Source organism: Enterococcus sp. LJL90 (assembly GCF_056924355.1).
The window spans coordinates 84,655-110,762 of record NZ_JBXPBQ010000005.1 but is presented as its reverse complement, the minus strand read 5'-3'; the positions used below and the strand labels follow the sequence as shown (position 1 = coordinate 110,762).

At 38.8% G+C, this 26,108-nt stretch carries 20 protein-coding genes; 5 read left to right on the top strand and 15 right to left on the bottom strand.

The window, feature by feature from the left end:
• Positions 1 to 123: 123 nt before the first annotated feature.
• The 6 genes from AC1Z3S_RS12380 to AC1Z3S_RS12355 form a co-directional block, all read right to left on the bottom strand.
• Positions 124 to 1,953, bottom strand: a complete 1,830-nt coding sequence (locus tag AC1Z3S_RS12380) for an APC family permease (protein WP_461740618.1) — start codon at positions 1,951 to 1,953, stop codon at positions 124 to 126.
• A gap of 434 nt (positions 1,954 to 2,387) precedes the next feature.
• Positions 2,388 to 3,581 carry a glycoside hydrolase family 38 C-terminal domain-containing protein gene (locus tag AC1Z3S_RS12375; RefSeq protein WP_461740617.1) on the bottom strand — a complete coding sequence of 398 codons (1,194 nt, stop codon included), beginning with the start codon at positions 3,579 to 3,581 and terminating at the stop codon, positions 2,388 to 2,390.
• A 74-nt stretch (positions 3,582 to 3,655) separates the two neighbouring features.
• Positions 3,656 to 5,479, bottom strand: coding sequence for an alpha-mannosidase (locus AC1Z3S_RS12370; RefSeq protein ID WP_461740616.1), 1,824 nt, complete (start codon positions 5,477 to 5,479; stop codon positions 3,656 to 3,658).
• Positions 5,476 to 6,306, bottom strand: coding sequence for a carbohydrate ABC transporter permease (locus AC1Z3S_RS12365; RefSeq protein ID WP_461738189.1), 831 nt, complete (start codon positions 6,304 to 6,306; stop codon positions 5,476 to 5,478). The genes AC1Z3S_RS12370 and AC1Z3S_RS12365 overlap by 4 nt, the downstream gene beginning before the upstream one ends.
• Before the next feature lie 9 nt (positions 6,307 to 6,315).
• On the bottom strand, positions 6,316 to 7,218 hold the full coding sequence (locus AC1Z3S_RS12360) for a carbohydrate ABC transporter permease (protein ID WP_265459684.1): 903 nt from the start codon (positions 7,216 to 7,218) through the stop codon (positions 6,316 to 6,318).
• Between the two features lie 119 nt (positions 7,219 to 7,337).
• A complete protein-coding gene (locus tag AC1Z3S_RS12355; protein WP_265459683.1) occupies positions 7,338 to 8,720 on the bottom strand; it encodes an extracellular solute-binding protein in 1,383 nt (460 codons plus the stop codon).
• Between the two features lie 263 nt (positions 8,721 to 8,983).
• Between AC1Z3S_RS12355 and AC1Z3S_RS12350 the strand changes: the two genes are divergently transcribed.
• Positions 8,984 to 11,122 carry a helix-turn-helix domain-containing protein gene (locus AC1Z3S_RS12350; RefSeq protein ID WP_461740615.1) on the top strand — a complete coding sequence of 713 codons (2,139 nt, stop codon included), beginning with the start codon at positions 8,984 to 8,986 and terminating at the stop codon, positions 11,120 to 11,122.
• A gap of 179 nt (positions 11,123 to 11,301) precedes the next feature.
• Positions 11,302 to 11,991 carry an LURP-one-related family protein gene (locus AC1Z3S_RS12345; RefSeq protein ID WP_461740614.1) on the top strand — a complete coding sequence of 230 codons (690 nt, stop codon included), beginning with the start codon at positions 11,302 to 11,304 and terminating at the stop codon, positions 11,989 to 11,991.
• 133 nt (positions 11,992 to 12,124) lie between these two features.
• Here the strand turns inward: AC1Z3S_RS12345 and AC1Z3S_RS12340 are convergent, their stop codons facing one another.
• The 6 genes from AC1Z3S_RS12340 to AC1Z3S_RS12315 form a co-directional block, all read right to left on the bottom strand.
• The gene (locus tag AC1Z3S_RS12340; RefSeq protein WP_461740613.1) at positions 12,125 to 12,556 is read right to left on the bottom strand and encodes an NUDIX hydrolase; all 432 of its coding nucleotides are present in this window, start codon (positions 12,554 to 12,556) and stop codon (positions 12,125 to 12,127) included.
• A gap of 68 nt (positions 12,557 to 12,624) precedes the next feature.
• The gene (locus tag AC1Z3S_RS12335; protein ID WP_461740612.1) at positions 12,625 to 14,280 is read right to left on the bottom strand and encodes a MutS-related protein; all 1,656 of its coding nucleotides are present in this window, start codon (positions 14,278 to 14,280) and stop codon (positions 12,625 to 12,627) included.
• Between the two features lie 210 nt (positions 14,281 to 14,490).
• Positions 14,491 to 17,220 carry a YhgE/Pip family protein gene (locus AC1Z3S_RS12330; RefSeq protein ID WP_461740611.1) on the bottom strand — a complete coding sequence of 910 codons (2,730 nt, stop codon included), beginning with the start codon at positions 17,218 to 17,220 and terminating at the stop codon, positions 14,491 to 14,493.
• Between the two features lie 327 nt (positions 17,221 to 17,547).
• On the bottom strand, positions 17,548 to 18,039 hold the full coding sequence (locus AC1Z3S_RS12325) for a GNAT family N-acetyltransferase (RefSeq protein WP_461740610.1): 492 nt from the start codon (positions 18,037 to 18,039) through the stop codon (positions 17,548 to 17,550).
• A gap of 36 nt (positions 18,040 to 18,075) precedes the next feature.
• Positions 18,076 to 18,546, bottom strand: coding sequence for a GNAT family N-acetyltransferase (locus AC1Z3S_RS12320; protein WP_461740609.1), 471 nt, complete (start codon positions 18,544 to 18,546; stop codon positions 18,076 to 18,078).
• Between the two features lie 74 nt (positions 18,547 to 18,620).
• Positions 18,621 to 19,259, bottom strand: coding sequence for an HD domain-containing protein (locus AC1Z3S_RS12315; RefSeq protein WP_461740608.1), 639 nt, complete (start codon positions 19,257 to 19,259; stop codon positions 18,621 to 18,623).
• Between the two features lie 160 nt (positions 19,260 to 19,419).
• On the opposite strand from AC1Z3S_RS12315, the gene AC1Z3S_RS12310 reads away from it, so the two are divergent.
• Positions 19,420 to 21,087: a 6-pyruvoyl-tetrahydropterin synthase-related protein gene (locus AC1Z3S_RS12310; protein ID WP_461740607.1), complete on the top strand. Its 1,668-nt coding sequence runs from the start codon at positions 19,420 to 19,422 to the stop codon at positions 21,085 to 21,087.
• Positions 21,088 to 21,105: 18 nt separating this feature from the next.
• Here the strand turns inward: AC1Z3S_RS12310 and AC1Z3S_RS12305 are convergent, their stop codons facing one another.
• Both AC1Z3S_RS12305 and AC1Z3S_RS12300 read right to left on the bottom strand, forming a co-directional pair.
• Complete coding sequence (locus tag AC1Z3S_RS12305) at positions 21,106 to 22,038, bottom strand: MFS transporter (RefSeq protein WP_461740606.1); 933 nt, start codon at positions 22,036 to 22,038, stop codon at positions 21,106 to 21,108.
• A gap of 17 nt (positions 22,039 to 22,055) precedes the next feature.
• A complete protein-coding gene (locus tag AC1Z3S_RS12300) occupies positions 22,056 to 22,262 on the bottom strand; it encodes an MFS transporter (RefSeq protein ID WP_461740605.1) in 207 nt (68 codons plus the stop codon).
• A 96-nt stretch (positions 22,263 to 22,358) separates the two neighbouring features.
• Here AC1Z3S_RS12300 and AC1Z3S_RS12295 point away from each other — a divergent pair, with 96 nt between their 5' ends.
• Complete coding sequence (locus AC1Z3S_RS12295; RefSeq protein WP_461740604.1) at positions 22,359 to 23,171, top strand: helix-turn-helix domain-containing protein; 813 nt, start codon at positions 22,359 to 22,361, stop codon at positions 23,169 to 23,171.
• Between the two features lie 74 nt (positions 23,172 to 23,245).
• Here the strand turns inward: AC1Z3S_RS12295 and AC1Z3S_RS12290 are convergent, their stop codons facing one another.
• Positions 23,246 to 24,640, bottom strand: coding sequence for a glycoside hydrolase family 1 protein (locus AC1Z3S_RS12290; RefSeq protein ID WP_461740603.1), 1,395 nt, complete (start codon positions 24,638 to 24,640; stop codon positions 23,246 to 23,248).
• 149 nt (positions 24,641 to 24,789) lie between these two features.
• Between AC1Z3S_RS12290 and celB the strand changes: the two genes are divergently transcribed.
• Positions 24,790 to 26,058 carry a PTS cellobiose transporter subunit IIC gene (celB, locus tag AC1Z3S_RS12285; protein WP_461740602.1) on the top strand — a complete coding sequence of 423 codons (1,269 nt, stop codon included), beginning with the start codon at positions 24,790 to 24,792 and terminating at the stop codon, positions 26,056 to 26,058.
• Positions 26,059 to 26,108: the final 50 nt, after the last annotated feature.

Below are 26,108 nucleotides of genomic sequence, written 5' to 3'. Positions count from 1 at the left end.
TAGCTTTATCATAGCTCAATCTGCAGAAAAAAAATTAAGTTTTTCAAACCCATTTTTATAAATTTCAACACAAAAAAAGAGTCAGAAGCCTTCACCGCTTTTCTGACTCTCTCAACTAAATTACTACTTCTTCAAATGATAACTATAGGTACTTAAAATAATATTTTCCCGCCAAGCTAGCCGCAAGCGCAGCCGCAGACTTGTTTGGTTGTGGAGAATATTTTGCCAACGTTTATTGGGGACAAACTGCGGGATTAAGACGGTTGTCGTAAAATTCCGCTGGGCAGCCCGCTTGCTGACAAAATCGACATAACGGATAATCGGATTTTCAATCGAACGATAAGAAGAGTGAACCACAGAAAAGCGTACATCTGGAAAATGTGATTTGAATTCCGCTTCGATTTCTTTTTCCTTTTCAACGTCTTCATTTAAAGAAACATGCATTGCAACGACATAATCGCCAATTGAACGGGCGTAATTCAACGCACCGATATTCGCCCTTGTGACGTTGCCGACTAGTACAATCACCGTATTTCCTTCAAAATCATGAAGCTGGCCAACTTCTTTTTCCAAGCGCAGCTGTTCCGCAACTTTTTTATAATGGTCATGAATTTTATAAAATATGAAGATCAAAATTGGCATAATAATGAAAAATGGCCAGATATCATTTAACCGATAGACAAATAAAATCACAATGATGCTATAAGAAATAAATGCACCAACTAAATTGGCAATCGATTTTTTCAGCCATTTCTCTCCTTGTTTGCGCCAATGAATAACCATACCGGTTTGCGATAGGGCAAATGGAATGAAGACGCCAATTGAATACAGCGGAATCAAGCGTTCTGTGGCGCCTTGAAAAATAACTAACAGCACAATGGAGCCAGCCGCCAAAGTGATAATACCATTTGAATAGCCTAAGCGATCGCCGCGGTCTTGATACATATGGGGTAAAAATTTATCTTTAGATAGATTGTAAGACAGCACTGGAAAAGCTGAGAAACCTGTGTTGGCAGCCACCGCTAAAATTAGCGCTGTCGCAAATTGCAGTAGATAAAATAAAATATTTTTACCGCCGAAGACTGCTTCGCCAATCTGCGCTAAGACCGTCACTTCAGTTTCAGGCACAATGCCGTACCAATAATTTAAAAAAGTAATACCGACAAAGAAAAAGCCTAGAATTGCCGCCATCATTGCTAGCGTGCCCGCCGCATTTTTGGCTCTTGGCTTCTTGAAAAACGGCACCGCGTTACTAATGGCCTCCACTCCTGTCAGAGAAGACGAGCCAGAAGAAAAAGCCCGTAAAATCAAAGCCACTGAGATGCCCGGAATCACGGTTCCCGGAATGGCTGTTGCATTTAGCGGCTCTTGGCCGGTAAATATTTTAAATAGGCCAACTAAAATCAATAATGTGATCACAGCGATAAAAGCGTAAACTGGGAACATCAAAAAGCTGGCAGATTCCCGTAGGCCCCGCAAATTAATCAGCATAATCAATAATACAATTACAATTGAAATCGCCACTCGATGAGCAAAAAGCGGAGGAATCGCAGAAATTATGGCTTCGGAGCCGGCCGAAACCGAAACCGCCACCGTTAGCATATAATCCACTAATAATGAACCGCCGGCAATCAGTCCAGCATTCTTCCCGAGGTTTTCACTACTGACAACATAAGCACCACCGCCATGGGGATATGCATGAATAATTTGCCGATAAGATAAGGTCAACGAAATTAAAAGAATAATAACAAAGGCAGCAATCGGCAATGAATACCAAATAGCAGCGGCTGATAAAGTGACCAGCACCAAAACAATTTGTTCTGTCCCATAAGCAATCGAGGACAAGGCATCGGACGATAATAAGGCCAAGGCAGCAAAACGACTTAATTTCTGCTCGTCGTTGTCGCCTGATTTTAACGGTTTACCTACTAAAAGGCGTTTCAAGTAATCCAATTTTTACTCCTCTTTCTGAAATTTTCTCTCTAAAAATTTTCATTCTCAAACAACGACTAATACTACTGCTAGCGAGGTTTAAAGTCAATTGATATCTGTGTCTTGTTGCGGATTCTCATTATTTTATCTAACAAATTCAATATTCAAAAGACCTGCATCTATTCATTTGTGAAAAAAATTTTTTCTTGTTCCAAAATTTTCGATATTCGTAAATTCACAGAACTTCCTGTTAAAATTTGACTCTCAATTAACTAATTTGCTGTGCATCAGTTCAAGCCAAAATTATTCTTCAAAAGATATCTCACAAGGCCTGTCGCCTCGTTTTAATGTCTTGTGGCAAAATGATGAGAGTTATTTGGTGAAATTTTAAAAGCCTGTGATTAAAGACCTTCACGGCAATCTTAATCACAGGCTTTACTATTTGTTAAAAAAAATTATTTAACTATCCTAAAGGTTTTAATCTCATAAGGAGTTAAATCAAACTCAATAGCGTTATTTCCAAGTTTCTCCTCATTTTTTTCCATCAAATTTGTAGCAATAATTTCTTTAGCAGGTATTGAAAGTTTCACTTTTCTGGAGCCACCAGTATGGTCATGTACTCTTAAAATCCAGCCATTACCATCTTCAGCCACCTTCAAAGCATCTACCATAAGTGGTAATTGGTCAGCTGCTTCGAGTTTAAAATTCAGACTCTCAAGATCTACACCATTAGCTACAGCTAAAGAATCATTGATTTCCCAAGCCTCTTCAACAGTTTTCCCGGCAACAAAATCCCCCTGATGTGGTAAGAGACTATAGATAAACTCGTGATCACCGATATCTGCTGTTGGATCTGGATAAATGCCTCCTTTTAGAAGCGTCAATCCCATAACATTATCCTTAATGTCATAACCATATTTGCTATCATTTAATAGACTGACTCCATAATTTCTTTCTGAAAAATCAGCCCACTGATGGCCGACAGATTCAAACTGAGCAAAATTCCAACTGGTATTGCTATGGGTAGGTCGTTTAACATTGCCATATTGAATATCGAAAGTTGCCTCGGTATTGCGAATATTAACGTTGAAGCGGGCTTTTAGCAATCGCTGCCGCTCCTCCCAATGAGATTTTGTCAGAAAATCAATCCGTTTTGTATGATTATAAATTCTCATTTCTTGCGACAGAGTAGATTTTCCAAAGCTATATTCAAAAAGAATTGAAGTGTAGATTGAATTATTTTCCACAATAGTGATAGAATCCGCTTCAAGTTCAATTACTTTTTCTTTGTAAAAAATATCAATGTCCCAAGCATCGTAATTTAATGGCTTATCTTCAAACAGCTGCAGCACATTCCCTTTACCTTCTAAAACCTCACGACTTGCCTCTTTATCGAAAATACTGGTCAACTGGCCTTTTTGATTCCAAGATAGATAATAAAAATCAGTTTCTAAACTGTTCTCAGCAACTTGGTTGACTGCTTTTTGCTGAGTTTCGGCTGTTGTCCCTTCTTCAAATTCAAGCTTTACTTGAGCAAACTGCTCAATATTTTCAATGAGCAGCGTGTAGCCATCTGCTTCTTTCACACTCTGAATTACTTTTCCAGTGGCGTCTTTGTAGATTCCTGTTCGTTTTTCCGGAATGGTCACTAAAGTATTTCTTTGCCAGTTAGCTGTATTGATTAGCGTAAGCTTATCTTGATTAGCAGTGGTAAATTCATTTGTTAACTGCTCAAGTTCTGTAACAACTTCCGCAATTTTTTTTTGTGATCCTGATAGACTTCTTTAATCGAGGATCCGGGAATAATATCGTGGAATTGGTTTCGCAGCAAAACCTCCCAGATATCATAAAGTTGTGTTTTCGGATAAGTCTGTGCTTCTTGCATTTCTTTAAAACTATATAAAATTTCTAGTTTTCGTAAGGCCAATTCAATTTTACGATTCATTTTTTTAACAAAGGCTTGAGAGGTATACGTCCCCCGATGATACTCAAGATATAATTCGCCATCCCAAATATGCACAGGATCTGTTGCGTGATCAATTGTCTCATGTAGTTTAGTAAAATAGTCATTTGCTTTTCCTGTTTTGACTGCTGGTAAGCCAGGTATTCGGTCCATTCTCCGTCGATTTTCAAGCATATCGCGGGTCACACCACCGCCGCCATCGCCATGTCCATAGGAAAGCAATAGATTACTATTCAATTCCTTATCTGCATAACCTTTATAAATCCCTAAGACGGACTCCGGTTCCAACTCGCCATTATAGGTATAGAACCACTCTTCTGCCCAATCATTATTTTCGCCTACAACTGGTGTCGTAATAAAATGAGTTAAAATATCAGTCCCATCAATCCCCCGCCAATAAAAAGTATCATGGGGCATCCGATTAAATTGATTCCAACTAATTTTCGTTGTCATGAAGGTTTCAATTCCTGATTTTTTCAGAATTTGTGGTAAAGCCCATGAATAGCCAAAAACATCAGGCAACCACAAATAATGCATGTCTTTATCAAACTCTTCTTTGACAAATTTTTTACCATGCAAAATTTGTCGTGTTAGTGATTCTCCCGAAGGAATATTACAGTCAGCCTCAAGCCACATTGCACCGTCGACTTCCCAACGTCCTTCAGCAATTCGTTCTTTAATCTTTTTATACAAATCAGGATAGGCTTGTTTGATATATTTGTAAATTTGCGGCTGAGTTTGCAAAAATTCGTATTCAGGATATTGTTCCATCAAGCGAAGTACTGTTGAAAAACTTCGAGCAGCCTTCTCGCCTGTATGTTTCAAACGCCACAACCATGCAACATCAATATGGGTATGTCCGATAGCCGTAATTTCTACTTTGGCGTCTTTCGGTAATTTATCAATTTCTTGGTTTAAAAAATGATCACTTTCTTTAACTGACTGATAAAAAATTTCACTTCCAGGAGAGGACCAATCAATTAGGTTAAAAGCATTATTTAGCTGCTTAACTAGCAGATATTTATTTGGATTATCATCTGCTAACTGTTGGGCAGTCTTTAAAACCATGTCGCTTAGGAAAAATAAATCGTCGGCAGTTGGCCTTTGCTTAGCTAATTCGGCTGTCCGAAACTCATGTACTTGAATAATTTCCGGGCCACCACCTTCAAGTCCAGACCAAAGTTTCAAGGACACATTAATTTTTTGGTTGCGATATTTTGGGTCAACATACACTTCCTTATGATTCGAATCGACTCCCTGATAAGGCTCACCATTGATAAACATTAAAGATTCAAAGCCATCATTATAGCCTCCGCCAGTTCGACCAAAGTCAAAGATGAACCATAAATTTTCATCATCAGGGATTTCAACCTCTTTTTGAACCCATAAATATAAATCTCGTCCGCGCCACTGCTCTCCTAATGAAATCTTTCCAGAAAAATCTTTCGGTGGGAAAAGCTCTTCTTTTGAAATATCTTCCTGAGCTTGCCACTCCTGCAAGTTAATTAGTTGTGAATAGCGATAATTCTTAAGCTCATCAATTCTTTTCCTCAGCTTTTTTATCGTTAGATACTGTTCAATCATCCTTTTGTTGCTCCTCCCATACTAAATCCTTTAGACATATACGTTTGCGATAAAGCATATAACACGACAACCGGAATCGTGTATAGAACGGAAAAGGCTGCTAGTCTGCCATAATTGACCATGCCAAAATTCCCGAAAAACTGGAAGATGGTCACAGACGCCGGCATTTTATCAGGCGTTTGAATTAAAATGTAAGGAACAAAAAAGTTCCCCCAACTGCCTGTAAAGGTAAAAATGGCGACTGTAAAAATCCCCGGTACCATCAATGGCGCAACGACTTTTCTCACTCCTTGCCAAGTAGATGCTCCATCAATCCAAGCAGATTCCTCTAAGTCAATAGGAACTGAATCCATAAAGTTTTTCATCATCCAAATACCATAAGGAAGTGAAGAAGCAGTTAGGAAAAATGTGACTGCAATCAATGAATCCTGAAATTTTAAGAAAATAAATAGCTGATAAACTGGCACAATTACGGCCGTCATTGGTAATGAGGTCATAAAAAGAACTGTCATCAGAAAACTTTTTTTGTATCTTAATTGATAGCGTGATAGCGGATAGGCCGCCAGTACGCATAAGATGACGACAAACAATGCCTGACAACCTGAAATTAATATTCCAATTACAAAAGAGCGAATGATACTTGGATCAGTTAAAATCGAAGTAAAATTTGAAAAAGTAATTGATTCAGGGATTTTTAATGACTGGATGGCACCTGTATCAACTGAGGCAAAAAGCATCCATAATAGTGGTAATAAAAATAAAAGTGCCAACGCTGAAAGTAATACATAATGAACAATCGTTTCGATTTTTTCAGAGCGTTTAACCATCTCTTTCACCTACACCTTCACTTTTAGAGTTTTCATGTAAATTAGGCTAGCAGCCGCCCCTAATGCTAAAAGAACTAGGGAAATTGCTGTTCCGTAGCCAAGTTGATAACTGACAAAGGCTTGCTTATACATGAACACTGGTAAAGTCGAAGTTTGATTACCCGGTCCACCACCTGTCATTGTGTAAATCAATGTAAAGACGCCTAATGTTTGCAAAGTTACTAACATTAGATTTGTCGAAATAGTCCCTTTTACCATTGGAATAGTAATTTTCCGAATGACTTGCCATCTAGAAGCACCATCCATAATAGCTGCTTCTTCGACTTCTTTTGGAATATCATCTAATGCAGACTGAAAAACCATCATTGAAAAAGCTGTTCCCCGCCAAATATTGGCAATGACAACACTGGCCATTGGAAAAGTAAATAACCAGGCTATTGGCTCAAAGCCCATTAAACCGACTAACCAGTTGGCAGTTCCATTGTCACTTAAAAAAGCCACCCAACAAAAGGAAACAACCACTTCTGGAGTCACCCAAGCTGCGATAATAATTAAGCCGACAACTCGTCTGAAGGTTTTATTTTTTTCTTTCATCATAAAAGCAATTAAAAAGCCTAAAAAACATTGGCCTATCACGGCTGAAAACAAAACAAAGACAATTGTCTTTACTACACTAGTCCTAAAGTCCGGATCACCAAACATCCGGGTAAAATTCTCAAAACCAATAAATTTCAACTCACTTGCCGCTGCACCAGTTAAAGCCAAATTGGTAAATGAAAATATAAATGTTAAAATAATTGGCCCCACAAAGAAAATCAATAATAAAATCCAAGAAGGTGTTAAGAAAAATATTGCCTTCTTATTATCTGAAAATGCCTTCTTTTTGCCGGGTAGTTGTGCCGATTTCTCCATCTGATCCACCTCCAAATAAATAGTCTGTGACATAAGTTGGCATGTAGCTTTTGATGCATTTTTTGCCTAGAATAATTTCACTTAAAATTTATGTCACAGACTTTATCGATCGTTGCTAACTACTCAACATTTTCTTCTCCGACAATTCTTGTAACATTTGTTGCATATTCAGCAGCAGCTTCTTCTGGAGTTTTACTACCCGTTGCAACTGCCTCTACCATTGTTTGAATTTCGACAGAAACGTTCGGATATTTATCATCAGCTGGTCTGAAATGTGCGTAAGATAAAAACGAAGTTGCTTCTTCAATGAACGGTTGTTCAGTATACTCAGGTAGCTGTGCTGAGTCATCACGAACAGTTAGGTTGCCTTCTGCAATCGCACGGGCGGCTTGTTGTTCTTCCCCACCTAATGCTTGAATTACACGCCAAGAAGCTTCTTTGTTTTTAGCTTTTTCAGGAATAGCCCAAGTCCAGCCACCAGACATTGTTGTAAATGGTGGTTCGCCGCCATCTTGAGTTGGCATTGCCGCAAAGCCAAAGCGTTCTGTCATATTTTCAACTGGTGTAGAGCCTGTTTCCGTCCAGTTACCAGAACTCCAAAATCCATCTAAGACCATACCGACTTGATCATTAGGGAACATATCTTGGAAAATTACAGAACCATAGTTACTATTAATCGCAATTGAAAGAGATGGTCCTAAGCTCTTTTCGTTATATACTTCATTTACAAAATTCAAGGAATCAATAATACCTTGCGAATCAACAATCCATTTTCTAGATTCAGAATCAAATAAAGTATCTTCTGTTCCGTACAAAAGCATCTCAAAGGTTTGCATTGAAACCGATTCTCCATTGGCTTTAGCAACCCCCATTGCAAATGGAATCACATCAGAGTTAGAAGATTTGATTGCCTCAGCTGCCGAAATAATATCTTCCCAAGTTTCCGGTTGCCAATCTGTAGGCAAACCTGCCGCTTCAAAAACATTTTTGTTATACCAGATTCCCCGCGAATCAGAAGTACCCGGGACAGCATAGACACTGCCGTCTTGAGCAGTTACACCAGTTTTTAATTCTTCTGTATAATTGCTCCATTGATCCCAATCTGCTAAATAAGAATCTAGATTAGTTAAGTAACCTGCATTGGCATCAGAATTTAACATAAAAGTATCTTCTGCTACTATATCTGGGGCAGTACTTTCTGATTGCATAGATAGAGCAACTTTTGAGAAATAATCTCCTTCACTTGCGGTGATTGGCGATAAAACAATTTTAATATCATCATTTTCTTTTTCAAATTCAGGGATAAATGTTTCGTTTAAATAATTGGTCATCTTATCGTTATCACCCGTGTTACGCCAAGTGATTTTTACTTCGGTTTTCCCTGAACTATCTCCACTACTGCCGCTATCAGCTGTGGAATTATCTGACCCTCCACAAGCACCCAATGCTAGTGATGCACAAAACAAACCTGTTGCAAATGCCATTTTCTTTTTAAACACCATTACTTCTTCCTCCTAAATCTAAATTTTTAACAAGCCTACCCTCTGTAAGCGCTTTTATAATAACGCAGTTTTCTTCCCTCCGTAAATTCGTATTTTCTCGAAAAATATCGTTTTCTTGACTATATTATCATTTTTGTAGACTAAGTAAAAAAGTGAGTATTTTTATTAAATAACCTTCATTGACAAGCCCTCGCTTTTTTTAGATAATTGTGAAAACGCAACCAATATTGTGCTTGTTTCCATGAAAGGAATAGTAAAATATTATGAAATCAAAAACCTACCGAAAAATTTTCTTTTCTTTTTTACTAGTCATTTCTATTTATTCCATTTTTGTGATTTACATTTTTGCAAAAAATGAAATTGATCAGCACCACGCTGAAGAGAATATGAAGTCGCAACTTCTTTTACAAAACATTTCATTTCAGCTGGATCAGCAAATGAATTTTGCCATGAGTTCATTTACTTCACTGGCTGATCAACCATCCGTGGTCGAATATAGTCAAACCTCTATGACAGACTATGATTTGTATTCAAAAGTATACGATGAAATTAAAGCCAATAATGTGCTTATGAAGACTCCTAGTTATTCTGTTGCTGTGATGAATTTGAAGAACAATCTTGTAGTTAGTTCAGATGGCTATTTTTTAAAGTTTGATTTCTTAAACTTTTTAACTAAAAATTCCAGTGTTGATACTTTATTAAATGAGATTGTCAATTCAGAATACGATGTTTCAGTCGTGGAGACACAAAATGATCAATTCATTTTAATTTATAAAAAAGCTATTGCTGATGAAACAACTTACTTTTTGGCATACTGGAATAAAAATGAGATGACTACTTTACCTCTAAACAATCTACAAATAATCAGTACCCAGGCGGTTAATCCAGAAGGAAATTTGCAAAATATCTCAACTGGCAATACTGTTTCTAGCGAAAACCTTGAACCTGCTGGGATAACTAAAGAATCCGATTTATTTCCATTCTTAACCTTTGCCCTGCTGTCTCAAGATAACTTTTCCGGCGTATCCCTTACTACAATTTCTTCTTTATTATTACCAGTCTTGTTACTGGGAATAATTGGCTCATTTTTACTCTTTGTATTAAGTAAACGCACCTATGAACCGTATCTCCAAGCACTTAACACTGTAAAATCTAATTCAAGTATTAATTTGTCTGATAGTGACCTATCGTTAGCAATGAATGAAATTATTGAGCGTTCCACCAGCCTCAATTCTTTTCACAGAAAAGTCTCAGAAGAAATCAAGGAACTCTTTATCAAGAATCTACTGCTTAACCAGTATGATATTATGCAAACAAAAAATTTGTTACCATCTTTCCATCTTGAACATTTAAATAGTAAAGGTTTTATCGTCTTCCTTTCCTTTTTGGAAGGTACTACTCAAGATGCAGCACTTGAGACAGCCGAAATCGGTAGGGCTCGAAAATTACTGTTGCAGGAAATTGTCCCCGAAAGTAATTTTGAAACAATTTCTTTTAATGAAAACAACTTCGCCGTAATCATAACTGGTTATCGCCAATCAGAGATTTTATCTGCCCTCGATAATTTCCGGGAAAATATTGCTGATTCTGCAAACTTGAATATCTACTATTTTCTATCTAAGCCCTTTAGCAATATCCAAACGTTTAAATCTGTTTTTCTTGAATCCTATGATTGGTTAATTGAATCCTTCACAGAATCGTTATCTGAACAGACGCATTTTGAACAAGAGTATGTTGGGACAAGTTTTTCTTATTCGGTTGAAGAGGAGCAACAACTGATTCATTACCTGAAGGTTGAAGATTTTCGACACGCCACTCAAATATTTGAGCATATTCTCAGCGAAAATTTGCAGCATGATGCTGAACTAAAAAACATTTTTGATTTTACAACTGCCTTCAGCTTAACTATCAAACGAATTATCGTTGAAAAAAATCTTGACTCAGCAACTTTTTATAAGGAAAACAAAAATGACTTTGAGTTATTACGTTATGGAACAAGCCCAGAACAAGTAAATATGGCCTTAGAGAATATTTTTAGTCACTTAATTGAAAGTATTCAAGAACTTTCAAATTCAAGTATTTCAAAAATCGACGAAATTATTCACTACATCAACGAAAATTATCAAGAAGATTTATACTTAGGTGCTATCTCTGAAAAGTTTGGTCTCACTGAATCTTATTTAAGCCGGTTAATAAAAGAAAAACTGGATATGACTTTTAAGACTTACTTAAATAATCTAAGAGTCCAAAAAGCTAAAAATATTATGGCTTCTAGTAATGTCTTAATTCAGGAGGTTTCTGAAATTGTTGGATTTAAAAACGTGAACTCTTTTATCCGTGTTTTTAAGCAAATTGAAGGAATTACCCCCGGGCAGTTTCAGCGAAAAAAAGATAAAAACTAAGAAAGAAAGGAGGAAAGTATTTCAAAAATTAGCTTGCTTTTTCCTTTAATGATATTTGACTCAGCCATTTTTATCTGTCCCCTTTGACACGCAACGTGTCAAAGGGAATAATAAGAATGACACACAATACATCGTGTAATTTAGCAGAATCTTGTCATAATAAAATCAGGGGGACAAAGATGGATATTGGGGCAAAAATTAAAGAGCAGCGCCTGCATCATGGATTGACGCAAGAACAGCTTGCTCAGCATTTAAATGTTTCTCGTTCAGCCTTATCTGGTTGGGAAGTCGGCCGCAATTTACCAGATATTGCCAGCTTGATTCAACTTGCCGACCTCTTTCAACTTTCCCTCGATCAATTATTACGGGAGGAATTGAAGATGAAAGAATTTTATGTGAAGGATCAACCTTTGAATACTAGCCGGGATTTTGAATTTATGGATAGCTTTGGCAATGCTATTTATCAAGTAAAGGAAGTCAGTTTGCTGCCAACACCTAAAAGCTATCACCTGTATCATAATGAGAAAAAAATCGGAGAAATTAGTCAGCGGCGCTTCAATTTCCTACCTCGTTTCTATATTAAGATGACCGGTTTCAAACAAGTGCGCATCAAAAAAGATATCGAAGCCTTTCGCACCAGCTATCAAATTCAGGGAGAATCTTTGAGCATCAGTCCCGGCTGGCTCACCAAAAATTTTGACGTCATGCAAGCGGGTCGAAAAGTCTTAACGGTCAGTAAAGGTAATCCTCTTTGGCCAAATGGGTATCGGATTATTATTTTAGATTTGGCTCTTGAAAAATTGCTAATTGGCTTTATGGCCGGAATTTTGCTGATGCAAAACTTTGAAAGGCCCTATACGGAAAAATAATGGACAACAAAAATAGCTGTTAAACCCGGATAAATGTACCGACGTCCAAAAGTTAGACCAAAAATCTAACATTTTGGGGCCACTACAAAATTGCTCCGCTGGTTTAGCAGCTATCTTTTTTTCAAAATTGCTTTTATTGATTTTTTAAAAAGCTAGAAATATATTTTTTGGCCAACTGCAAACTCGTTTGATTATTCGGCCAATAAAGCTGTTTTTCAATTGCTGACTGCCAAGGTAGCCAACGATATGCTTGATGTTCTGCCGCTGCTATCACTACCAACGTTTCTTCAGTAATCCCTAAAAAGACTTCTTTTTGAATCAACAACTGCTCAGCTTCAACTAACACTTTTTGATGGCCTAAAGAAATCAATTTTTCTGGTGCCAGTTGAATACTTGTCTCTTCATTGACTTCTCTCATGGCCGCTGCCAGAGCGGTCTCGCCTTTTTCAATGCCACCAGTGATTGGCTGCCAAAAAGTATAATCGAAATTGTCTACTTGCAAAATTAGCAGGCTGGCTATTTTTGAATTATACAGCCACACTTCAATACTTGCCTTATTCTGCATCTTTCACCTCAGAAATTTTTTAGCCGTGAAACGAAATTGTCTCTTTACCAAAAATTTCAGCGCCGAACCTATTCAAAAATCGGCCACTGGCGGGTGGTATCAAAACTTTCAGCTTCATCTTGAGCCTTTTTAACAATCGCATCTGGATAATCCAGAACCTTCAATAAGCGAATTGCATTTCGGGTTCTGGCTGGTCCCTGGCGCAAGACATAATCAAAGGAGACCCCTTGGCCTTCTGTCACCTGTTCTTCAAAATGGACATCTGTACAATAGTTTTTCAAAATTTCGGTTAGTTCAATATCGTGGGTGGCCACATAGACTAATGATGGGTAGTCGCTCAGCCATTTGACAATGCTGGCGGAGGCGGAAATTCGTTCAATTGTATTGGTTCCCTTTAAAATTTCGTCAATAAAACAATAGCAGCGTTCTTTGGTTTTCACCTTTTCTAAAACCCGCTTGATGGATTTAATTTCAGCGACAAAATAACTGTCGCCTTCAAAAATATCATCCTCCACCGCCATTGAGGTCAACACATGACCCCGCTCTAAAATAAATTCTTCCGCCAAACAGGTATAAATCGTTTGCCCTAAAATACAATTTAAGGCAATCGCTCTGACATAGGTGGATTTTCCGGAGGCATTGGAGCCGGTCACCAGTGTATTTTTCTGCCAGTCAACGGGATTGGCTACTGCATTTTCAACGAGGGGATGATAAACTGTTTCTCCTTCGATGCCGCCTTTTTGAAAGGTCGGCGGACAGCTGACTGGCAGCAGTGAGCGATAATTCAAGACGGCTGCGGCTACCTCCAACTTGCCTAAGACCTGCCACAAATCAATCGCTTCTTGATTGTGCTTGGCTATCCGGTCGACAACAAAATGATAGGAAATAAACGGCAGCATCAGCATAATATTAATGTATTCAAAAAACATTTCCGATTCGCTATTAGATTTAATTCTAAAGGAGACGGCAAATTTTAAAATACTCTGCAACGGCTTGAGGGATTGTTTAATCTCTGCTTGTTTTGGCGTTGCGACTTTAGAAATTTTCTTAGCAGTGCTAATCGACTGCACCAGATAAGACATGCTGCTTAATTCCATATCGAGTTCTTGTTTTTTCGTCTGGTAGTAGACAATATTAAAAATAATTGCCCCTAAAGCAATAAAAAGCCCAATGCCTAAATTAAGGAATAGCAATAAAATACCAAAAAACGGCAGCAGCCCCAGTAAAATAAAAAACCAGAGGGAACCTAAACGATTAGTTGCGCTTTGGGATAAATAGCGCACAACAAAGTTTTTGTCCCGTTTGCCTAATTTAGCAAAGGCATACTCGACATCTTCCCGCTGCTGGGGATTTTCCTGATAAAAAGTGATTAATTCCTCCAGCTCTGCTTGGTCGGCTTCGCTGAAATTAAAACTTCGCAGCCGCTGATACAAGGCTTCAGAACCGATACTGGAATAGGTGTGATTGATTTGGTCAAAAATATCAATTAAATCCAAATCATACCAAGTGATGTCATCGACTTCACTATCGGTAGTGTGATATTTTCTAGCTTCTAAATAGGCTTCCTTCAAACTTTTTTCTTTATCAAAAGCGGTGGAGTTGGGTAATTTCCCCCAACCATAGCGAACCTGCCGCCGCAGTTTAATACTATTCCAAATACTAAAAGCAATTAGCAGCACAATCACCGCTAAGATAATGCAAATTATAAATAATTGTTCATTCATGCAAGTGCCCCCTCTTCATCAGCCCATTATACCAAATAAAAAAGCGACAAAGAGAGACATTTCACAAATCAGAAAAATATTTTGCCGATTTTTCGACCACTGAAAAAAGTCCCCGCCTAATTTGGACGAGGACTTTATACAAGCTGCTTAGATTCTCAAAAATTTCAATCTTGATTACAGGTAGAAACCATGAAACCAGATAATAAATTTTTAATGGAAAATATGACTTTCATGGGATTTCTTCGTTAAGACTTTTAGTTTATCAACAATATATGGATAGAACCAAACGCCGATGACCGCAAAGACGATGAAAATGCCGATTAAAATCGCAATATAAGTCATAGCATTGGGCCAATAAATACCGCCGGCGGATTCCCGCAGCAAATCAACCGCATAGGTAAATGGCAGATACGGATTGATTAATTGGAAGAATTTCCCAGAGACTTGAATCGGATAGTTCCCGCCACCACCAGAAATCGACAGTACGAGAATAATTATCGCAATTCCCTTGCCGACATTGCCGAACAACGCAACTAGGGTATACACCATCATTGAAAAGACGAGGGCAATTAATAGTGAAAAAATCACGCTATATACTGGTTGCGCCACATCAACCCCCAGTAAGAAAATATTTCCTAAGACAACAATAATTCCTTGAGCTAACCCCATTGTTAAAAATGTCAACAGTCGGGCAGAGTAGGTTTCCCGTTTAGAAAATTTACCTTTGTCTTTTTTATCTAAGAAATACTCCGTTGTGGCGATACTGGAGAAGAGAACTGCCCCCACCCACAAACACAGCGCCGTGTAAAACGGCGTGCTGGCGGAGCCGTTATTGTCAATCGGATATAAAATATTTTCCTGTAAGTCAACCGGATTGGCAAAGAAATCACTCTCGGCAGTTGCATCTGATTTTAAGAGTTTGATAATTTCGCCTAAGTCATATTCACTTTCCCCTTGCCGAATCGCACCGGCGGCTTTTTGAATGCCGGCTTTAATACTCGGCCAATCGTTATTGATTAAATCCACAGCCGAGCTTAGCGCCGTTTTTAATTCAGGTAATTTTTCATTGACCGTCGTCAGTGTGTTTTGGATGTCGGCTTCAATACCCGGCCAATCATTTTTCAAAAAATTGGCAGCGGTATTTAGCCGTGTTTCCAAAGTTGGCAAGGTATTATTATATAAATCAGCGCCTTTATTAATCGCTGCGACAATGGTATCCATGTTGTCGTTAAGCATCGTGCTGGCATCGTGGACCTCTTGGCGAATTGCCGGCAGCTGCGCTTGATATTTTTCTAAAATGGAAATGGCGTTGCTGACGGTGGTCGAAGTCGAGGCCAGCAGCGAATTAAAATCAATTTGTTGCGCCTGATTCAACAAGCCCTGCGCGGTATCAATCGTTGTGATTAAATCAGTCAAAATTGTACTAACCGTATTGCCGATACTGTCAGCATCAATGCTTGCGGCCACGTTGGCAACGGCATCAGCCGCTGTCTGAAGTTCTGTCAGTAGACTATTGGCTTGATTGATGAAATCATCTGAGTCCACCGCTGAAATTAAATTATTGACCCGTGTTTGCAGTGTTGCCAAATTAGTTTTGGCATTTTGCAGACTGCTGATAATCGTGGCCAAATCTGTGTTCCCAGCAGCATTTTGCAAATCATTTAAAAAACTAATTAAGTTATCAATAGTAGTTTGCTGTTGCGTCAAGCTGTCAGAGAAATTCTGCAGACTTTGTTTAATTGCAGCTTTTTCATCAGGAGTCAGCTGATTATCGGCAATCGCACTTTGAATCGTTGCGCTAATAGAAGACGTGGTAGTCGCAATGTTGCCGATAGATTCCACCACTACTTTGACACTACTAGTAATGCTAGGCAGCGCATTTTGCAGCTGCTCTGCTCCATTTTTAGTCGCCGTCGCAAACTCATCTGCCTGTTGGCCTAGTTGTTCAATCTCCGGCAAAGCCGTTTGCACCTGCTGGATTATTTGCAGCCCTTGTTTAGCTTCGTCAATTCCTTCGGTCATCGTGTTTGCCACAGAATCAAAATCACTATCGATTTCTGCCAGCTGTTGACCAGCGCTTTGAATTTCAGGGATTTTTTCCTGTAGGGTTAAAATAATACTCGCCTGTTGTTTTAACTGGGGCATTTTGTCATTTAAATCAATTAATTTTTCCCCAAGGGCATCGACCTCTGGCAGATAATCAACAAACTGATTTGCTAAATCCAATTTATTTTCAATATCTGGCAGTTGATCATTCAGCTCCAGCACTTGATTTAAATAGCCGTCAATGGTGTCCATATTTTCATCTGTATCTAAAATCAAACTTTCTAATTTATTAATGCTTAATAAATTAGCGTCAATATCATAGCCGACTTCATTGAAAACTTTGACCAAAGTATCACTGGCGGTGCCGACAAATTGACTGGAAATCATCGTTTGAATCGTCGTCGCCCCTTTATCGGTAATTTTCGGCGCAATCGCATTAATTTTTTGATTCAAGGTGTACTCAATTTGCGGTTTTTTGATGTCGCCAGTCGTAAAACTTAATAAATCCTCAGAAAAATCGCTGGGAATCACAATCCCCGCATAATATTTACCAGATTTCACACCTTCTTCTAAATCCGCTTCTGATTTAACAAAGACCCAGCCCAGCTGGTCATTGTCGTGGAGTTCTTCAATCACCTGATCGCCGATATTAATCGTCTGGTCATTGAAGGTCGCATCTTGGTCTTCACTGTATACCGCCACCGGTAATTCTCCGGTATTAGAATACGGGTCCCACAAGGCTTTGATATTGAACCAAGCATACAGGGATGGAATGACCATCAGCGCAATTATTAATAACGTAGCAATCGGATTTTTGAAAATCCGTTTCCAGTCTAAAATATATAAGGTAAAGGTATTTTTTATATGTTGTAAAGCATCTTTTCCGTGTTTCACTAGTCTTCCCTCTTTACGTTTCTTTGCCAAAAGCCAACCGATTCTATCGCTCAATAAATGTAGCAGAATTCCCAGCATCCCTCAACTGACAAAGCCTTGCTGCAACCCACTTTTTCGACAAATTACGACAGGTGTCGTATTGAAAACTCTTTCTTGTTAATTTTTTCTTAAAAGTTCTTCTCTCGTTTTTTACTTTAGCATGGGAAGCGACCGTGAACCATTGTTATGCCTTGACTTGTGCAAAATATAGCAAGCAAACCGCAAATTTTTTTCTGCGAAACTTTTAAAAATAACCTGCATAAAAATAAGCGGCAAGCAACGAAAGCTCTATGTCTTCATCACTTGCCGTTTATAAAAACGATTATCGACTGCCAAAGCTGGAAAATCAGCCGGCAATTCATTTTTTTTAATTTCTATGAAGTTATTGCGCTGGTAAAAATGCTGGACTGCTTGAAAAACTTCATTTGTGCCCAAATAAATTTCTGAAAAATGCTCTCTTTGGGCAAATTGCAGCAGCGCCTCCAGCAAAGCTGCTCCGACCTTCGCCTTGCGAAACTCTGGAGCCACGAACATTTTTTTCAATGCTCCTTGCTGGTCGTTAAATTTCGCCAGGGCAATCGTCCCGATTAGCTGGCCTGCTTCCGTAACAGCCAGCCAAAAATTTCCGCCGGGCTGTTGATACACCTGCGGAATTTGCAATAAATCCGGCTGCTCTGCTATGCCAATCGCAATGCCGAAATCTTCCCGTTGAATGTCACAGATAAATTTAGCAATCTCTTGTGCATTTTCATTGCTAAAGGGTTGAATGTTAATTTTCATGAGGACCTCCTATGTTTAAGTTCTGCTAATCATTTCTCAGTGCTGCTTTTCAAGTGAATAGACTAGTAATGGCAGCGTCCGCCCGAGAATACTTGTAGGCCGTTCGCTAAGATATTCAAAACCGTATGTTTGGTAAAACTCTTGAGCATGGGGATCGGATACCACATATAATTCACCGACATTTTCTGCTTTGCACCACTCAAAAGCTGTCTGCAAAAGCTTAGCACCAATTCCTTGTCGAATCACTGTTGGATTGACAAAAAGATTATCTAGAAAAAATTTCCCTGCTGGATATTCCTCCTCAAAAACAATTGAAAAATACCCTAACAGCTGCTTTTGATTCTCTGCTACTACAGTAGTGCTTTTTTCAAGATATTCTGGCGTGATAGTCAAATCTTTTCGCCATAATTCCAAATATTCCTGTGGATATTGCCAATAACTTTTAGCCGCAAAAGTTAGTTCGGTTAGTTTTTCTGCATCTTGCTGCGTTGCTGGTCTAAAATTCATCTAACGACTCCTTTTTATAGCTTTTTTTCACAAAATGTTTTGTTCTACCATTTGCTTTTATCTTAACAACATCTTCACGACAAAATCTCAAAACGATTGCTACCACTACGATCGATTTTTTCAGCAAAAGCTAAAATGGCCCGATAAACTTTTTTCATAAAATAAAAATCCGCTAACTCAACAAAATCTATTTGCGGTAAAACTTTAAAAGTAACCATCACTTTTTCTTCAGAAATGGCTATCGCAATTTCTTTTATATATTGCAACTGCCGCATCCCAACAGCCTGATAGCCAGCCTGCGCCACGCGAGACGTGGTGATATCTAGCTTATCGCTGAAAATCAAAGCCAAAGTCATTAACTCAGTTGAATTAAATCCATTGCTGTGATTTTCAATTGCCGACAAGATTAACTCTTGATGGGGAGGCGTCAAATGATGGGTTGCGAAATATTCTTTCGCAAAGTCTCGACCTCTTTTCGCATGTCCTTCTTTTCCTTGAAGAGCACCCGTATCATGCAAGATTGCCGCAATTTTAGCCGCCTCCAAATAATCTTGGGGCACCGTCAGCTGCTGCAAAATGGTCTCCACCATTTTAGTGACATTGTTGACATGATCCCAATTATGATAAGCCCAGCCACCAGTCGCATCTTCAAACTCGCCAATTTTTCGATAGTGGTCCTGCAAAAGCGGGTCTTGATAAATACTTGCAAACATTTCCTCCGCCTTCTTTCAAAATAATATTTCTTTATCATACCATAGAAATAAGTTGTGCATTACTGGAAAAAAGCTGCCAGCAACAACAAAACTATATTATACTAATAATTAGCAGCTTATTTTTTACGATTACTCTGCCAGTATAGAAAAGAGGCCTCCTGTGAACAAATACTTGTCCAAGCTGAAGCACCAGCATTTAATTATTTTATTGATTTTAGCCCTAATTGCTCTGCTGTCTATTTTTCCAGCGGCTTTAGGAAATTTTGTCTACTGGCAAGACGACATTCATTTTCATGTAAATCGCTTAGAAAGTTATGCTGAAGCTCTGAAGCATTTAGATTTTTTCCCGCGAATCTTTAGCAGTATGGGAAATAATTTTGGTTATGCCGCTGATCTTTTTTACCCTTCTATTTTATTGGCTCCTTATGGCCTTTTCCGGCTCCTTGGCTGTAATTTTAGCCAAGCTTTTTACTTATTTCATTTCACTGTGAGTTTTATAACAGCTGCAATTACGTTTCTTTGCTGTAAAAAATTTGGCCAGCCAGTTAAAGTCAGCATACTTTTTTCATCGTTTTATACTCTGTCCACATATCGCCTCATTGACCAAAATATTCGTGGCGCTCTGGGAGAAACGATCGCCTTTGCTTTTATCCCTCTGGTTTTCTATGCCCTACACCAAATTCTATTTGCTAAGAAAAATAACTGGCTGCTGTTGGCCTCCAGTCTAACTTTTTTAATCGCCAGCCATTTGATTACTGCTTTTTACACTGTCATCGCAGTGATTATTTTCTTTGGTATCTGGACTCTAAATGCAAAAAAAACTGCTATTAAGCTGGCCTTTATCACGCTAGTAAAGGCTGCTGTAGCAACGCTTTTATTCTCTGCTTGGTTCTGGCTGCCATACCTTGAACAAGTTTCAGCTATTGCGTTTAATTTCTCTAAAACCAGCTTGTGGAGTTCCGGCCTTGATTTTTCTTTGGGGACGTTATTACAAAACACTATCTCAAATGCCGGCCGTTCAGCTGACGGACTGGACCCTAATTTCGGCATTCTCATTTTAATCGCTATCATTGCTGGCTTGCTTCTCTTTAAAACAATATCAAAAACTGAAAAACTACTGCTAGCCATTACCATCGTATTCATCCTACTATCGACCAATCTGTTTTTCTGGTCTCTTTTTAAAGATACCTTTTTAGCCGTGGTCCAGTTTCCATGGCGCTTACTAATCTTTGTCAGCTTTTTTGGCTCTCTCCTAGCGGCACTCTTAGTCAGCCACTTAATCAACTTAGAAAATAAATTCAATTTCATTTTAGCTATCTGGGCAATCTGCTTTTTGACCATCAGCTTTAATGGCAATGTCTATGCCCGCTCGGAATATAATCAAAGTTCATTTTTAGATAACGAAAATTACACTGATTTTGATAGCAGTCAATTGGGGCACGGAAAAGAATACATCAAAAAAGACACACCCGCTAATTATCTGTTGCAAAATCCATATCCCAAAATCAATGATTTCCACCAATACCGCACGCTTATCACCCACAGTTATCAAAAAGATACTTACGAGCTCACAACTACAGACGCCACAGCCTTAGAATTACCAAAATTTTATTATCTTGGCTATCAGATTGAAGTAAACGGTACCCCAACCGATTATTATGAACAAAATGGCGTTATCGGTATCGATGTACCTGCTGGAGAAAATAAGATTGAGGTCGTGTATGGTGGAACTGAAATTCAGCGCTATGGAATTTGGTTATCGTTAGGCAGCTTGATGATCATCAGTATCAGAAAAATCGCCCTTTATTGGAAAACGAAAAAAGTCTGAATCACTAGCAGGCTTTTTTTATTTTCTTTCCACCCGCCCCAGAAAAAAACTACCGCAGACAGTTAATCCGGCTAAGAGTAAAAAAATCAGCAGCGAATTGTGCCATCCCCAAAGACTAATCAAATTGCCGCCGACAATCGGCCCGAGGGTAGAGCCGATTTTGACTACCTCTGAAATACTGAAGTAAACACCTTTTTCATACTCCTGCGCCAATTGGTCCACCGCATAATCAAAACGAGCACCTAATAATAATTCAGCAAGTGAGTAGCCAGAAATAAATAACAACAACCAGAATAAATTTGGAAATTGCAGAACTGTCAGCAGACTGCCAGCAAATAAAAGATTGCTCAGGAGTAGTACACTGGAAGAGGACCGCTGACTGCTGATTTTCAAAATTGGAAATTGCAGCAAAATGATTAAAATGGCACTTAAAGATAACAATAAGCTATATAGCTCTCCGCCTTCGGGTGAGCGCCAAGTCAAAAATTGGGCGATTGTTGAGTTGAGCTGTGAATAGCCAAAATAAGAACAGGCCACGCCCAGTAAAAGCCAAATAAAAGATTTTTTCAATTTGAAATTTGGTCGTGGATTTTCTTTTGTAAAATTTTTCTCCGCAGGCATCTGCAAGCTATCTTCTACTAAAAAAAGATTTTCGATTCCCACCACTAGATAAGCCAAGCTTAAAAAAAGATAAGGCTGAACGGTTTGTTCCAGATGAAAAAAGGAGTTGAGCAAGGGCCCGCAAACAGCGCCAAGATTAATGGCGCCATAGCGTAGATTGAAGAGCAGTAGCCGTTTTTTTCCGCCGGATAAACTGAGGGCTTTTTTACAAGCCGGTTCATAGAGAACATAACAGATACCGTTTGCTGCATTTAGTAGGAGAAACTGAGAAAAGTTTTCTGCCAGTGAGATACCTAAAAAAATTACACCCCAGACAATTGGTACTGCCATCAACAGCTTTTTTAAGGCTATCCGGTCAACGATTTTCCCAGAAAAAAGGAACACAGAACGCTCAATAAAGGATTGACGCCAACAATCAAGCCCACTTCAGCGGGAGTGAAGCCAGCTTTTTGGCTCAAATAAATTGCCAGATAAGGAACACTCATAAAGTAACAGACTCTAGAAATCAACGTGCCAGATAATAATATTTTGCTATTGCGCTGCTTTGCTTTCATAAAAAAACCTCCCTGACCTGTGCTACACTGAGTATAAAAAGAACTGCTGACGGTCGCTTAAAAATTTCAGTATACTAACAAACAGGATGTAAGCCGATGCATTATGGGAAAAATTTAAAAGCGGTGCGCAGAGCTAAAGGAGTTAGTCAGGAAACTTTAGCCGCCGGAATTATGTCCCGTTCAAACCTCTCTAATTTTGAAAATGAGCTGTATATCCCTAGCTTTGATAAGGTATTAGAATTATTGCGGCGCTTAAACATTAGCGTGGAAGAATTTTTAGCCTTGTGTTCGGCTGATTACCAGCTGCTGCAAAACTTGCGCAGACAAATTGTCGCCGCTGAAGCTTTGGGGGATTTGGCAACTATAAAAAAAATCAATCACCGACTCTCCAGCTTAGCCGAAAAAAATCTAGATTTTGCTGATTTATTTCTGCTGACTAATTATGTCCTCTTAATTGCTGGAGAGGACCCCTCGCTGACCTATTTAGAAATAAAAGAACAAGCTGGCCACACACTTTTGCGCAATGACACCTGGTATAGTCAGGATTTTAGACAGTATAATATTTTTTTTCATCTTTATGCTTTAGCTGAAAATCAGATTTTTTATTACGCTGCCAGAAAAAAATATCTGCGGGAACAGACACTTTTGGAAACTCCTTACTTGGTCAATTTATCTTTGAACTATTTCATGCAGTTGGCAGGTTTAGCCCATTGGCATGAGGCCCGCGAAATTTATCATTTTGCTGAAGAATTGATTGATTATCACCAACTGACTGCTCAACGGAAAATTCTAGACCATTTGCGCTATTCCTTAACTGGAACAATAGAGAGTCAACAAGCTATCGACGAAAAATTACTGCATTATCTTCAGCAGGTAATGGTATTTGCTGGAAAACATGCGAGCCAATAAAAAAGAATCAGCGCCGCAAAGTCAGAAGAAAATTCTAACTTTACGGCGTTGATTCTTTGAGTAACCGATATTAATTAAGCTTCAAATTGATTAGTTTCGGCCAATTCTTTAAACCAGTAGCCGGATTTTTTGATGGTCCGTTTGCCATCTTGATCAAGGTCAACGGCAATAAACCCGTAGCGATTTTTATAGGCATTCATCCAAGACCAGTTATCCATGCAAGTCCACATATGATAGCCTAAGCAATTAGTGCCCTCAGCGATTGCTTGGGAGACATATTTTAAATGACCGCTGATAAATTCAATCCGGTAGTCGTCTTCAATCTGGCCATCAGCATTAATATATTTTTCTTCCCCTTCAACACCCATACCATTTTCGGAAATAAAACACGGAATGTTGCCATAATTTTCCCGGGTATTCGTCAAAATATCGTAGATGCCTTTTTCATAAATTTCCCAACCACGATAAGGATTCATTTTTTTGCCGGGCATATCATAATTATCAAAATAATCATCCGGCATCGGGCCATGACTATGATCGATTGGTGTTTCCTTGGCTTTGATGCGCCGCGGCTGATAATAATTTATTCCCAGCAAATCGACGGTATTATTTTTAATTGTATCTAAATCGCCAGCTTGAATTTCCGGCAGCATATCCAACTCTTTTAAAATTGTCACCAATTCTTCAGGAAATTCGCCTTTAACAGCTGGGTCCAAGAATGAACGGTTGAAGAAAGCATCGGCAATTTTTGCGGCCTTCACATCTTCTGGATTTGCTTCATCCCTCGGGTAACTTGGCGTCAAATTCAAAATAATTCCAATTTCACCAGGTAAATTCATGGCATGATAGACTTCAATTGCTTTCGCGCTGGCTAAATTCTCATGATAGCCAACAATCACTGCCTTGCGCATATCAATTTCATTTGGATAATGAAATTGATAGAGATAGCCACCCTCAACTGGTACAACCGGCTCATTATGGGTAAACCATTTCTTCACACGATCGCCAAATAATTCAAAACAAGTCTTGGCAAACTCAACATACGCATCCACCGTTTTGCGATTGACCCAGCCGCCTTCTTTTTGCAGCGCCATCGGCATATCAAAATGATACAAATTGAAAAATGGTTCAATACCATTGGCAATCAGTTCGTCGATGTAGCTGTTATAAAATTTTACAGCTTCAGGATTAACAGCTCCCCGGCCTTCGGGAATCAAACGACTCCATTGAATCGATGTCCGAAAAGAATTGTGACCAATTTTTTTCATCAGCTGAATATCTTCTTTATATTTTTTATAGACCTGTGAAGTTTTTTCTGGTCCTACGCCGTTAAAAAATTTTTTCGGCTCCTCTTGGTACCAAAAATCCCAAATGCTGTCTCCTTTCCCATCATTCGGGAAACGTCCTTCCGTCTGCGGTCCACTCGCTGAAGAGCCCCACCAAAAGTTTTCTGGAAATTTATATTGCATCCTATTCTTCCTCTCTTATGTTTTAAGTATATGATACCTAACAAAAGGAATTAAATCAATCATTTTTAAAACTATGACTAGACATACTCGAAAAATTCTGCTAAATTATGAAAGTAATCGATTGCAAGAAAAATTTAGAGGTGAAGAAAATGAATGGGTTTATGGATAAACTATCAGAAAAAATTATGCCCTTAGCAAATAAGCTTGGGCAAAATCGTTATCTAGCCGTTTTAAGGGATGCCTTTATGTTGTCATTTCCATTGACAATGTTCGGCTCAATTGTCGTAGTAATTAACAATTTACCTTTTTTCAGCGATGCAACGAAGGGAACGCTATCTACACTTTTTGGCAATGGGCAAAATGCAACCATGAGCATTATGACGGTTTTTGTTACATTTGGTATCGGCTATTATTTATCAAAATCTTATGATGTCGAAGGAATTTTCGGCGGGGCCGTTGCGTTTGCAAGTTTCTTAATTTTAACTCCCTTCTTCATGGTGTTAGAAAATGGCGAGGAAGTTTCAGGCGTGTTGTCTTTAGATCGCTTAGGAGCTAAAGGGATGTTTATTGGTATGCTTGCTGCCTTTTTAGCTACAGAAATTTACTGCCGCATCACAAAAAGAGGTTGGCAGATTAAAATGCCCGATGGAGTGCCACCGGCTGTTACTAAATCTTTTGCCGCGTTAATTCCGGCGGTTGTCACCTTAACTGTTTTTCTGATTATCAATGCAATTATGACTGGCGTTTTCAATGCCAATCTGCATGATGTTGTTTATGAAGTCATTCAAAAACCATTAACTGGTTTAGGCAGTAGTTTACCAGCCACTTTGATTGCTTTATTTTTAGTTCAGTTCTTATGGTTTTTTGGTTTACACGGACAAATTATTGTCAATTCAGTAATGGATCCAATTTGGAATACTTTAATGTTGGAAAATTTGGATGCCTATAAAGCGGGGCAAGATTTACCTCACATCATCACCAAACCTTTCATGGAAACTTTTACCGTCGGATTGGGAGGTTCTGGTATGACCTTAGCCGTTGTCATTATTATGGCTTTCGTGTTGAAGAAAAAACAATATCGTGACATTGGCCGCTTGGCTTTGGCCCCCGGAATTTTTAATGTGAACGAACCGGTTATCTTCGGTCTGCCAATTGTGTTAAATGCTACCATTCTTATTCCTTGGGTCCTCGCACCATTAGTTGTGACCACGCTAAATTATTTGGTCATGGCGGCCGGTATCGTACCGCCACCAACCGGCGTTTCAGTTCCTTGGACGGTACCGATTATTGCCAGCGGAATTTTAGCAACTAATTCTTGGTTAGGTGGCGCCTTGCAAGTTGTCGATTTCCTCATCGTCGCAGCACTTTGGTATCCATTCATGCGGATGCTAGACCGCCAAGAAGTCAGTGATATCTAGTCTCAAATCTAAAAGCCAAGGCAAAGCTCATCCCTTTGCTTTGGCTTTTT